This is a genomic window from Flavobacteriales bacterium, assembly GCA_013214975.1.
Taxonomy (GTDB): Bacteria; Bacteroidota; Bacteroidia; order DT-38; family DT-38; genus DT-38.
In genome coordinates this window covers 1-9,417 of the sequence record JABSPR010000145.1, presented here as the reverse complement: position 1 = coordinate 9,417, position 9,417 = coordinate 1, and the positions used below count along the sequence as shown (strand labels likewise).

Sequence of the window (9,417 nt, the reverse complement as noted above, 5' to 3'; positions counted from 1 at the left end):
CCATTCTCATTTGTCCATTGGGTATAAACAATCTTGCCATTCTCTACATCAATGTCGTTACAACATACATAGTTCAGATTCTTCAATGCGTCCTTTCCTTGAACCAAAATCTTCGACATGAAAGACATTTCCATCATGATCACATTGTTTCTGCAAGCGTAATGTTCGGCAGCAACATGCTCAAAAGAGCTCTGTCTTTTATATGTCCATTCTACTTGTTTCTCTACCCCTTCTGGTGCATACCAACAAGGAACTTCCCATCCAGCACTTTGAATAAACACCGCACCATTCGCTTTTAAACGATCATAGAGAACATGCTTCTTCATTTCACGTGCTGTCTCCATTGGTTTGTTTGGGAAATGTATTTTATACATCTCGCCAATCACCTCAACACTTCTGTCTTTTCTATATTTTTTATTTTGATGCACTCGATGGAATCTATCGATATTCATTCCTGTGATATCTATATCCGGCAAACCATCCACAATTAAATTGGCCATAGCACTTCCCATTCCACCGCCCATCAAAATACCGAGTGAGTTAAGTCCTGCTACTACAAAGAAATTTTCTACCTCTGGGTACTCTCCAAATAAAGGGGAAATATCCGGCGTAAAGCTTTCAGGACCACAGAACATTAATTTCAAATTAGCTTCTGCAGCAATTGGCAAACGTTCTAGAGCACTCATTAGATAAGGAAGCATTCTATCCATATCTGGTTCTATTTCCCCAAATACAAAGTTGTTGTTTACTTTATCTAACGACCACGGTGCTGAAATTTCCTCGAAGAAACCAACCATTAAATCGCCAACTTCTTCTCTATAATAAGACCATTTAGATGGATCTTTTAAGATTGGCAAGTTCGGATCAATCTTCATTTCATCACTTTCCATGATGGCATAGTAATGCTCGATTGCTTGAAGTGGTGTTATACATCCGGCCATTTCGCCGATCTGACGCGCCCACATCCCAGCACAGTTAACCGCAACCTCACACGTAATTGTTCCTTGATCTGTTTCTACAGATTCTATTCTTTTATTCTTAACATTAATTCCCGTTACGGTAACATCTTCCAAAATAGTTGCACCACCAGCTTTTGCTCCTTTGGTAATTGCCATGGTTACATCCACTGGATTAATCCGAGCCCCTTCAGTAAAGAAACCTCCAACAATGTCATCCACGTTTGCCATAGGCCACATGTCTTGCACTTCCTTAGGAGAAAGTTCTTCCGCCTCAATTCCGATCAATCTATTGAATGTAGCCTTTCTTCTTAGGTCGGTTGCATAATGTTCGTTAACCGCAATTTGAATCATTCCCGATTCTTTAAAACCAGTTGCTTGGCCAGTTTCCTTTTCAATATCACGGTAGAGTTCACGGGTATACTTGGCCATTTTGGCACCAGTTTCAGTCATAAAACCAGATGTTACCAAACCTGCTGCATGCCACGTGGTACCAGAAGTTAGCTTATGTTTTTCTAATAGCACAACATCCGTATAACCACGCTTCGTAAGATGATAAGCTATATTGGTTCCAATAATTCCACCCCCTATAATAACTACCTGGGCATGACTTGGAACTTTACCCGTGCTCGTATCACTCATAATTCTACTTTATTTTATAAACCAAACTTTATTTGTCGCCAGAATAGGCTTCTGCATCTTTGTAAGGGAACCACCAGAAATCTTGTTCTGATACATTTGGATCAATCATCGCAAGTTTTGTGTGACGGAAAGTATCTAATCCTTCCGAGCCCAATTGACGTCCCATTCCGGAATATTTTTGACCTCCAAACGGACCTGCATCGTTATCCAATAGTGGAGCGTTGATCCAAATCATTCCGGATTCAATCTCATTAACACCTCTTAGAGCTTCCTTTAAATCCGTTGTATAAACAGTACCGCCTAATCCAAATTCGGATTGATTCGCAAACTCAATCGCTTGATCAAAGCTTTCTACTTTACAAATTGGAGCAACAGGACCGAAACTTTCGTTGTGCATAATGTCCATGTCTTGCGTTACACCGGTAAGAACTATTGGTTGAGTCCACCAACCCTTATCCGTACCCTCTGGCTTACCACCTCCATATGCCACAGTAGCACCTTGACTTATTGCGTTTGCAATAATGGCTTCATAACGATCTAATTCTTTCTTAGAAACCATTGGTCCAATATCTACTTTATCTAATCCATTTCCGACACGAAGCTTACTTACCTCAGCAATTAGTTTCTCGACGTATTCGTCGTGAATATCCTTGTGTACATAAAACCTTTCGGCGCTAGTACAAACCTGACCACAATGAATGTTTGCCGCAAATGCTCCACCTCTTGCTGCGATATCTAGAGGTGCTGATGGCATTACAATAAATGGATCATTACCTGAAGCTTCAATCGTACATCGTTTAAACAGCTTTGCACATTCTGATGCTACAATTTTTCCTGTAGGCACACTTCCAGTGAATCCTACCATATGGGTGTCTTTGCTCCCAACCAATTGGGCTCCAACTCTACCATGACCAGTTACACATTGCACCAATCCTTTAGGAAGACAATCAAACACTTCTAACATCTTTAAGCTTGAAAGTGATGTTAATTCGGATGGTTTTAATATTACAGAATTACCTGAAGCCAACGCTGCTGCTGCACTCCAAACAAACAAACAGAACGGGAAGTTATAAGGCATTATGAGCGCTACAACTCCAAGAGGTTCTTTTATCGTGTAATGCAATTGGCCTTCAACAGCTGGTCCTAATACTTTACCGTTTTCATGACGAGCTACTTCCGCGTAGTAATCCATTGCGGTAATTGACCAACTAACTTCGTCGAATGCTTCCTTGTAAGGTTTACCACTTTCGCGTGTAAGTAACTCCGCCATTTCCGGCTGAATCTCTCTCATTCTTCGAGCCGCTTCATGAAGTAATTCAGAACGGTGAAGGTGATCTGTTTTCTTCCATTCTTTTTGAACTTGGTTCGAAGTCGCAATTACATTCAATACTTCTTGTTCAGTACAATCAGCGTATTTCCCAATCACCTCTTCATTCGCAGAATTAATTACATCAAATAACTCACCGCTACTTTTCACGAGTCCTTTGTCAGAAACATAAGAACCACTGATATTACCTAACTGATCAACAACCGACATACTTTGTATATTTTATTAGAAATAATTGAAATATTATTTCTCCTAAAATTATTAATTATAACCCATAAAAATGCAAATGAAATCAGGCTATGTAACCACTTCTTAAAAGATTCTGAAACAGTTAAAATATATTGGTTCTATATTCGTCAACAAGACAACTAACCTTTATAACGACATGAACAAAGTAGTACTAGTGGCCTTATTGGCGGCAGCGTTCATTGCTTTCGATAATTACATTTTTCAAGCGGTTAAAGTCGCATCTGATTCTGCGAGCGATCAAACATCGAAATATATAAAAATAGGGTTCATCGGAATTACTGTATTGTCGCTCTTTGGTCTAATAATTTACAACCTAATACCAGCAGAGATAATTGGAGATGGCACACGGACAATCATAATGGTTGGTTTATTTATCATTTATGTATCCAAACTTATTGTACTACCCTTTTTACTTGTAGATGATTTACGAAGAGGAGTAACATTTCTCATAAGTAAAATTCAACCCAACTTAATTGCAATAGATTCTGGTACAGGGATTACTCGATCTAAGTTTATTATTCAATTGGGTTTGGGTTTAGCAGCAATCCCTTTTGCCTCCTTAATATGGGGAGTAGTATCTGGTGGACACGACTACAAAGTAATAAATCATAAGATTGCCTTGAAGAACCTACCTAAAGTATTTAATGGATTGCGAATAGCACAGATTTCAGATATTCATTCAGGGAGTTTTTACAATAAGGAGGCCGTTGAACATGGAGTTAAAATGTTACAAGATCAAAACGCAGATGCTGTATTCTTCACCGGTGATTTAGTTAATAATAAAGCTGAGGAAATGAAAAATTACATGGACACTTTTGGAAATATAACCGCTCCATTGGGCGTCTACTCCGTTTTAGGTAATCACGATTATGGCGACTATGTTCAATGGGAAAGTCCAGCTGCTAAGATCAAGAATTTAGAAGATCTCAAAGCAACTCATGGCAATCTAGGATGGCAACTATTAATGAACGAACACGTAATGTTAGAGCGAGAAGGTGAAAAAATTGCCATTCTTGGTATTGAAAACTGGGGAGCGAGAGCAAATTTTCCAAAATATGGGAATATGCAAAAAGCAAATTCAGGTACTGAAGAAGCTAAAGTAAAACTGCTTTTATCTCACGATCCGAGTCATTGGGATGCTGAAGTAAGAGAGAAATATAAAGACATCGACATAATGTTTGCTGGACATACACACGGTATGCAATTTGGAATTGAAATAGCAGGGATAAAATGGAGTCCTGTTAAATACTTATACAAACAATGGGCTGGCTTATACCAAAAAGCAGATCAATATCTTCATGTAAATAGAGGATTTGGGTTCCTTGGTTACCCAGGCCGGGTGGGAATTCTACCTGAGATTACTATAATTGAGTTAGAAAAGGCATGATTCAAACTCACCTTATCCTGCTTAAAACTAGACTTTTAATGGCAAGTCATGTTTGGGTCTCTCAATATAAAATACTTACTTAGTATGAATACGATATTAATTTTCAAATCTACTTAAGTAGCAATATAAATTCCTCTTGAAATTAGAAACTAATATTTGTACTCTAGAAAAATTTGATGACGAACTAATCGTTATGCGAATGATTGAGGAATATATTGTTTCCTTGACTGACCTTCATGAAATTCAAAAATTATTTATTCGATTAGCATCCGAAGAAAAAAATATAAAGTTCTAGTGGTACCTGGTCCTTATGGAGGCTTAGATAAGGAATCTAAAGGGGTTGATATGTTGGAGATATATAAAAAAACCAAATCGATAAGATGGCTTTGGTGGTTCCAAAGCTTAGACAAAGAATTTTAGCAAGGATCTATTTTAGTATAGTTACCAAGCCTTCATATGAGTATGTTTTCTTCGACAATGAAGACAAAGCCAGAGAATGGTTGTATAAATAAAAGCGTCTGTTCTAGGCTATTTCTCTTGGTATTACAGCCAAAAGCAATTAATTTTCTATTCTAAATTTATTCATACCACATCTATGGAACCAACCATTTCTGAAAATTCAATTGCTTTTTTAAAAAAACTTAAAAAAAATAACGATAGAGACTGGTTTGCAGATAATAAGCCCGAATTTATTATTCATAAAGAAAAAATGGAAGTATTTGCGGAGGCCGTACTTGGCGAGATGAATAAACACGATAATATAGAGACCATCTCAGGTAAAAAATCGCTATTTAGGATTTATCGCGATGTTCGATTTTCAAAAAACAAAGCACCTTACAAGACACAATGGAGTGGTCATTTCAAACGTGCAACGGCTGCATTACGAGGTGGATATTATTTCCATATCGAGCCTGGTAACTGTTTTGTTGGCGGAGGATTTTGGGGACCTAATTCAGAAGATATTGGAAGAATCCGTGAAGAGATCGCGGCAGACGATGCATCGCTTCGAAAAATTATTTCCTCGAAATCATTTAAAGAAAATTTTGGACAATTAGAAGGTGAGCAGGTAAAGTCGGCACCACGTGGTTATGCAAAGGATCATCCGGCTATAGACTTGCTTAAATACAAGCAATATATTGTTTGGAAAAAATTTACAGACAAAGAAGCACTCGCCCCTAATTTCTACAAAGAAGTAAGCACGACTTTTAAAGCAATGCGTCCCTTTTTCGATTATATGAGTGTGGTACTTACTACTGATTCAAACGGTGTTTCTGTCTTGAAATAAGAAAAATACCCCTAAGGAGTGTAGTAAGAGTACTTAGACAGTTTTAACTATTATTTTGAAGAATCAATTTTTTCCGTTTTCCAAAAAGCTAATTATTCTTATCCTCACAGTTGTATTGGCTACAAAGGCAATATCCAGTGAATGGGTGGATCCACCTGCAAACTTTCCCATGATCACTACCAATATAATCGGAGAAGTTGCCGATGGTTACCTTTTCATATCAAACACTGTAGAACCCAATATAGCTTATCACTATATCGTAGATAACAACGGAGATATTATTTATTATGGTCTTGGAAATTTTGTTGATTTCAAAAAGGTCTCCGACACTACCCTCAATTACTTTGATCGTGATAAATTGAAGCATTTTCTGGTTGATGAAGAATATGCTCCAATAGATTCTTTCGCTTGTGGGAATAATAAGGATACAGATTTTCATGATATTTTTTTTAGAGAAAATGGCAACCCAATATTAATATGTACTGACGAAAATTTATGGGACACTGTATTTATTGGTGGCGACACCCTTCTGAATATGACGGTAAGAGGAGACTATGCGCAAGAAATTGATAAAGATTCCAAAGAAGTACTTTTTGAATGGGATGTTTGGAATCATTATTCTCCCAACGACAATAGGCATGAAATCGGTGGTCCAACCACCAATGTAGATTACGTCCATGGAAATTCGGTTTGGGAAATGAGCGATGGAAGTTTATTGTTCTCTAGTAAACGCATGGACGAAATCACAAAAATTAATATGAATGATTCCTCTATAATATGGAGGTTAGGTGGTAATAGCAATGACTTTACTTTTGTCAACGACACCGGTTTCTGTTCGCAACATGCTGCTCAGGAACTTCCTAATGGAAATATCTTGCTTTTTGATAACGCCAAATTTACAGGGGTACCTAGAGGTGTTATTTATGAAATAGACACTACCCTATTTACGGCAACTTTAGTCCAAGAATTCACAAACCCTCTTGTGAGCTATTCGCCCAACAGAGGTAATGTTCAAATGTTAGAAAATAATAACGTATTAATATGCTGGGGTGGAGTTTCTACTAATAGCCCAAATGTTAGCGAATTTGATGAATTTGGAACAAAGGTATTCGACTTATATATCGACAGCGGAAGTTCAGGTAACAAAATAAGCTATCGCGGGTTTCGGTTTGTCTGGGAAGAGGATCCAATTGGCTTTATTGAATTATTTGAACAAGAAGGACTACAAGCGCAGCTATATCCTAACCCTGCTTCCGAACAAACGAGTATACATTTCAGAATCCTTCAACCCGAATTTATGCAGATTGATGTTCTAAATAGCAGAGGACAACTAGTTAATAATGTTGTTGCTCAAAACATGTATCCAGGTATACATAAGGTCCCAATTGAAGTAGGCCATTTGACAGCAGGCATCTACTTTTGCACGATACATACATCAACATCCAAGGAGCATATAAAATTCATAGTCATAGACTAAAGAATTGTACATATGTCTATACTCCCAATAGACAACGGCAAGGATGTTAAGCATATGTAAATATCCTACCAACCGCATATTTTATATCCTGTAAAGTCGCTCTAGATTTGTGATCATAAAAGAAGTAATTGATCATGGTTTTAGAAGACGAGAAAAGAACGCATATTGACTTATGGAAAGAAAGTGGCTTATCTAAAAGAGCCTATAGTATAGAGGCCAAATTGGCCTACAAAACTTTTTCCAACTGGGTAAAAAAGTATGACCCCACTTTTGTTGCAGGGTTAAAGAAGTCTAAAAAAACACCTACACCATTTATTCCAATTGAGGTATCTAATCCAATTGATTTGGTTTCATCGGAGCATACAAGTATTGAGATTAGCTACCCTAGTGGAGTTCGAATGAGTTGTCCAACAAGTATGAATCTGTCTCAATTAAAGGCCCTGATAAAGTTGTATTAGTATGTTTAGCCTATCACCTCACCACAGATTTCATTTATACATTGTACCCACTGATATGCGCAAGAGTTTCGACGGCCTATCTGGCTTAATAGAAAACAACTTACAGGGTAATCCCAGAAGTAGAGATGTGTTTATTTTTATCAATAAATGTAGAGACAAGATTAAGCTGTTGCATTGGCAGGGCTATGGATACGCTCTTTATTACAAACGCTTAGAATCGGGTACTTTTGAATTACCTGATTATGACGATATAGAAGGAAGCATAACTGTTAACTACACCCAAATTGTAATGATAATTGACGGACTTTCGATCAAAAATATTCAAGTGAGAAAGCGCCATGATTTTCAAACTAATCCTATCGAAATCACCTAATTTTTTCATCTATTATTATACAGTAAGAACCTTGATAGCAAAGGAATTAAGAGTGATTAATGAATGTATTTTTACAATACATTTATTTCATGGATTCCTCGTTAGAACATCTGTCCAAAGAAGAACTGATTGACCAATATGAGCAGCTTCAGACAAGCAAAGACCAACTTCAATCAGACAAGGATCATTTACAGTACCACTACGACCAGCTTCGTAGATTGGTATTTGGCACTAAGCGAGAACGCTTTATAAAAGCAAACAACCCACACCAACAAAGCCTTCCTTTTGAAGAGCAACCTATAGAGGACACTCAATTAGTAAAGGAAGAGGTAAGTTACCAGCGTAATAAAAGAAGTAAGAGAGAAAATCATCCAGGAAGAAATGCGCTTCCAAAGCACTTACCAGTGGAGCAGGTTGTAATAGAACCTAAGATTGATATAAGTCAGATGATTTGTATCGGACAAGAAATATCCGAGCGACTAGAACTTATTCCAGCAAAGCTGTTTATTCAACGTAGTATTCGTCCTAAATATGCTTTGCCTAAAGCAGAGCCAAACGAAGATGTTAAATCAATTGTAATTGCAAATTTACCATATTGGGCCATAGAGAAATCCATTGCAGGCAACAGCCTTTTGGCCAGCATCTTTGTAGATAAGTTTGTTGACCACCTACCTTTTTATCGTCAGATAAGCAGGTTTAAACGAGAACAAATAGACATTAGATCTTCCTCCATTGATGGTTGGCAAACAAAGCTTACCATATTACTAGAACCACTATACGACTGCTTAAATGGACAGCAAGAAAAAAGGTAAGACCCACACTAGTTACCATTGGGTGTATTATTCTCCTCTTGAGACAATGGTACTGTTCGATTATCACCCCAGTAGAAAACGAGAATGTGCAGAACAAATGTTAACCTATTTTAAAGGCTATTTGCAAACAGATGGCTATGTGGCTTATGATGTATTCAAAAACAGAACAGGTATCACCTTATTAGGGTGCATGGCGCATGCTCGAAGATATTTTGAAAAAGCATTGGACAACGATAAAGTCAGAGCGGAACACGTACTGGTTAAAATACAAAAACTATATGCCTCCAGAAGAGAAGCAAAACAAAATGAATACACCCATGAGCAACGTCATGCATATAGGTTAAAATATTCTCAACCCATTATGGAGGCGTTGATCAAATGGTTAATAAAAGAGCAACCGGCAACCACTCCTAAAAGTCCTATAGGAAAAGCCATAAGGTATACCATAGGT

General features: G+C 37.5%; 9 protein-coding genes. 7 read left to right on the top strand and 2 right to left on the bottom strand.

Annotated elements, in window-relative coordinates:
* Together HRT72_05390 and HRT72_05385 are read right to left on the bottom strand one after the other, a co-directional pair.
* A partial coding sequence (locus HRT72_05390; protein ID NQY67143.1) for an FAD-dependent oxidoreductase occupies positions 1 to 1,598 on the bottom strand: 1,598 nt, incomplete at its 3' end.
* Between the two features lie 28 nt (positions 1,599 to 1,626).
* On the bottom strand, positions 1,627 to 3,135 hold the full coding sequence (locus HRT72_05385) for an aldehyde dehydrogenase (GenBank protein NQY67142.1): 1,509 nt from the start codon (positions 3,133 to 3,135) through the stop codon (positions 1,627 to 1,629).
* A 175-nt stretch (positions 3,136 to 3,310) separates the two neighbouring features.
* On the opposite strand from HRT72_05385, the gene HRT72_05380 reads away from it, so the two are divergent.
* From HRT72_05380 to HRT72_05350, 7 genes are all read left to right on the top strand, one after another.
* The gene (locus HRT72_05380) at positions 3,311 to 4,561 is read left to right on the top strand and encodes a metallophosphoesterase (GenBank protein NQY67141.1); all 1,251 of its coding nucleotides are present in this window, start codon (positions 3,311 to 3,313) and stop codon (positions 4,559 to 4,561) included.
* A 595-nt stretch (positions 4,562 to 5,156) separates the two neighbouring features.
* Positions 5,157 to 5,846 carry a DUF2461 domain-containing protein gene (locus HRT72_05375; GenBank protein ID NQY67140.1) on the top strand — a complete coding sequence of 230 codons (690 nt, stop codon included), beginning with the start codon at positions 5,157 to 5,159 and terminating at the stop codon, positions 5,844 to 5,846.
* A gap of 55 nt (positions 5,847 to 5,901) precedes the next feature.
* Positions 5,902 to 7,323, top strand: coding sequence for an aryl-sulfate sulfotransferase (locus tag HRT72_05370; protein NQY67139.1), 1,422 nt, complete (start codon positions 5,902 to 5,904; stop codon positions 7,321 to 7,323).
* Positions 7,324 to 7,457: 134 nt separating this feature from the next.
* A complete protein-coding gene (locus tag HRT72_05365; GenBank protein ID NQY67138.1) occupies positions 7,458 to 7,781 on the top strand; it encodes a hypothetical protein in 324 nt (107 codons plus the stop codon).
* A 1-nt stretch (position 7,782) separates the two neighbouring features.
* Complete coding sequence (tnpB, locus tag HRT72_05360; protein ID NQY67137.1) at positions 7,783 to 8,154, top strand: IS66 family insertion sequence element accessory protein TnpB; 372 nt, start codon at positions 7,783 to 7,785, stop codon at positions 8,152 to 8,154.
* A gap of 59 nt (positions 8,155 to 8,213) precedes the next feature.
* Entirely contained in the window at positions 8,214 to 8,966 is a 753-nt protein-coding gene (locus HRT72_05355; GenBank protein NQY67136.1) for a transposase, read from the top strand.
* Positions 8,944 to 9,417: transposase (locus tag HRT72_05350; protein NQY67135.1), on the top strand; the 474-nt coding region annotated here is incomplete at its 3' end. The genes HRT72_05355 and HRT72_05350, both read left to right, overlap by 23 nt.